We start from the raw sequence: 2,554 nt of genomic DNA, 5'->3' as shown, positions 1-2,554 counted from the left end.
GGCCGGCCCAGCGCAGGCGGACCGGGGCGGCGTCGTCGGGGGCGCGGCCGGCGGCGGGCTCCTCCCAGACGACGGTCAGGGCCTGGGGGTCGCCGCCCGGCTCGGCCGGCACGGACGGGCCCGTGGCGGCGCGCAGGAGGGGCTCAGAAGAGGCGGGAGTCGGCATCGTCCACGCCGCGCATGGCGTCGTAGTCCAGGGTCACGCAGCGGATGCCGCGGTCCTCGGCCAGCGTGCGCGCCTGCGGCTTGATCTGCTGGGCGGCGAAGACGCCGCGCACGGGGGCCAGCAGGGGGTCGCGGTTCATCAGCTCGAGGTAGCGGGTGAGCTGCTCCACGCCGTCGATGTCCCCGCGGCGCTTGAGCTCCACGGCCACGGTGCCGCCCTCGGGGTCCCGGGCCAGGATGTCCACGGGGCCGATCGCCGTCATGTACTCGCGGCGCACCAGGGTGTGCCCGTCCCCGAGCAGGCCGATCTGCTCGGCCAGCAGCCGCTGCAGGTCCGCCTCCACGCCGTCCTTGACGAGGCCGGGGTCCGCGCCGAGCTCGTGGGACTGGTCCGCGAGGATCTCCTCGATGAGGATCATGAGGCGGTCGTCCGACTTGGCGGCCTGGACGCGCCACACCTCGACGACGCCCTGCTCGGCCTGCTCGGCGGTGGGCGCCGTGGTGTGCAGCGTGGCGGGCGGGCTCATCCAGTTCAGCGGCTTGTAGGAGCCGCCGTCGGAGTGCACGAGCACGGCCCCGTCCGCCTTGACCATGAGCAGGCGCGTGGCGGGGGGCAGGTGGGCGTTGAGGCGGCCCTCGTAGGTGACGGAGCAGCGGGCGATGACGAGACGCACCGAGCCAGTCTAGGCGTCCCGGGCGCGCGGAGGCGGGCACCGGCCGGGCTGTGCCAGCATGGGGGCATGCCCCGCTCCCACCGTCCCCGCCGCTCCTCGGCCCCGCGCCGCGGCGAGCGCGGCGCCTCCGGCTCCTCGCGACGGACCCGCCCGGGCCCCGGGATGGCGGACCCCCTGGAGGAGCTCCTGGGCCTGGACCCGGGCTATTCGCACCAGTCCGGCGGCGACGGCGGCTGGCACGTCCGCCAGATCCCCTCCTGGCGCGCGGTGAAGGACTACACGTGCCCGGGCTGCGGACGGGTGATCCGCCAGGGCCAGGCGCACCTGGTCGCGTGGCGCTCGGACTGGATCATGGGGGACGAGGACGCCGGGGCGGACCGCCGCCACTGGCACCCGGTCTGCTGGCGCACGCGCGTCGGCCGCTGACGTCTCCGGCGCGCCGTCGTCGTCGGCGGGCTCAGCGGGCGTCCTGGCGCGGGATGAAGACCTCCCGGACCAGCAGGGACAGCGCCGCGGCCAGCGGGATGGCCATGAGGGCGCCCAGGACGCCGAGCAGCGCGCCGCCGGCGATCACGGCGATGACGGCGACGGCGGCCGGCACGGCGACGGCGCGGGCCATGACGCGCGGGGAGACCACGTAGGCCTCGATCTGCAGGTAGACGAAGTAGATCGCGGCGAACGCGGCCGCCGTCTGCCAGGAGGTCAGCAGGCTCAGCAGCGTCAGCACGGTGCCGCCGATCACCGCGCCCACCAGCGGGATGAACGCCATGAAGGCCGCGAAGGCGGCCAGCAGGACGGCGAAGGGGGTGCCGGCGATGGCCAGCGCCGTGAAGGCGACGGTGCCGTTGAGCGCCGCCACGAAGGACTGGCCCATCACGTAGTGGCCCACCGAGGAGGTGATCTGCTCGGAGAGGCGCTCCACCTGCGGGCGGCGCGAGCGCGGCGCCAGGCGGTAGGCCCAGTACTTCATATGCGGCAGCGAGGCGAGGAAGTAGAGGGTCAGGACCACCACCACGAACACGGAGAAGAACGCGTTCAGCACGGTCTGCCCGATCCCCAGGAGCCCGCCGAACAGGTCGGTGACGGCCGCCCCGTCCGTGGTGAGCCGGTCGGTCTGGGCCCGGACCGCCTCCTGGATGTGGAACTCCTGGTCCAGCTCGATGAACCAGGCGGAGGTCATCACGTCCTCGATCGTGCCGGGGAGCCCCTCGACGAGCTGGCGGGACTGCTCGACGACGGTGGGCACCAGCAGGGCCACGAACGCCCCGGCGACGGCGGCCAGGCCCAGCGCGGCGGTGAGCACGCCGGCCCAGCGGGGCGCGCCCCAGGACTCCACCCGCCGCACGAGCGGGTCCAGGCCGAGGGCAATGAACAGGGCGGCGGCGATCCACACGAGCAGCTGCCCGTTGGTCCGCAGCACCCACACCACGGCCAGCGCCAGGGCGACGCCCACGGTGAGCAGGAAGCCGGTCGCCACGGGGGACTCCACCGTCACCGCGGTGACGGGCGGCTCCCCGGCCGCCTCCGGCGCCGGGTGCTCGGGGTCCGGGTCCACCCGGTCCTCGGCCAGGAACACCGGGCGACGGCGGCGCAGGACCCCGCGCAGCGGGATCAGGCGCCCGCGACGCCGACGGCGGCGGGGGACCCGCCCGGACGCGGGCGGGGCTGCCGGGGCGGCAGAGGCCGGCGCGGCGGTCGGGTCGACGGGCTCCACC

Annotated in this window: 3 protein-coding genes; 1 reads left to right on the top strand and 2 read right to left on the bottom strand. The window is 75.5% G+C overall.

All coding sequences use genetic code 11. The annotated features are described in order from the left end of the window. Positions 1 to 143: 143 nt before the first annotated feature. Positions 144 to 839, bottom strand: a complete 696-nt coding sequence (gene nucS, locus NWP10_RS11530; RefSeq protein WP_258300996.1) for an endonuclease NucS — start codon at positions 837 to 839, stop codon at positions 144 to 146. A gap of 66 nt (positions 840 to 905) precedes the next feature. On the opposite strand from nucS, the gene NWP10_RS11525 reads away from it, so the two are divergent. Further along, positions 906 to 1,265: a hypothetical protein gene (locus NWP10_RS11525; RefSeq protein WP_248193088.1), complete on the top strand. Its 360-nt coding sequence runs from the start codon at positions 906 to 908 to the stop codon at positions 1,263 to 1,265. A 31-nt stretch (positions 1,266 to 1,296) separates the two neighbouring features. Here NWP10_RS11525 and NWP10_RS11520 read toward each other — a convergent pair whose 3' ends face one another. Beyond that, complete coding sequence (locus NWP10_RS11520) at positions 1,297 to 2,553, bottom strand: AI-2E family transporter (RefSeq protein ID WP_258300995.1); 1,257 nt, start codon at positions 2,551 to 2,553, stop codon at positions 1,297 to 1,299. Between the last annotated feature and the right edge of the window lies 1 nt (position 2,554).

The organism is Micrococcus sp. HG099, from assembly GCF_024723355.1.
Classification (GTDB): Bacteria; Actinomycetota; Actinomycetes; order Actinomycetales; family Micrococcaceae; genus Micrococcus; species Micrococcus endophyticus.
This window is presented reverse-complemented; position numbering and strand designations above follow the sequence as displayed.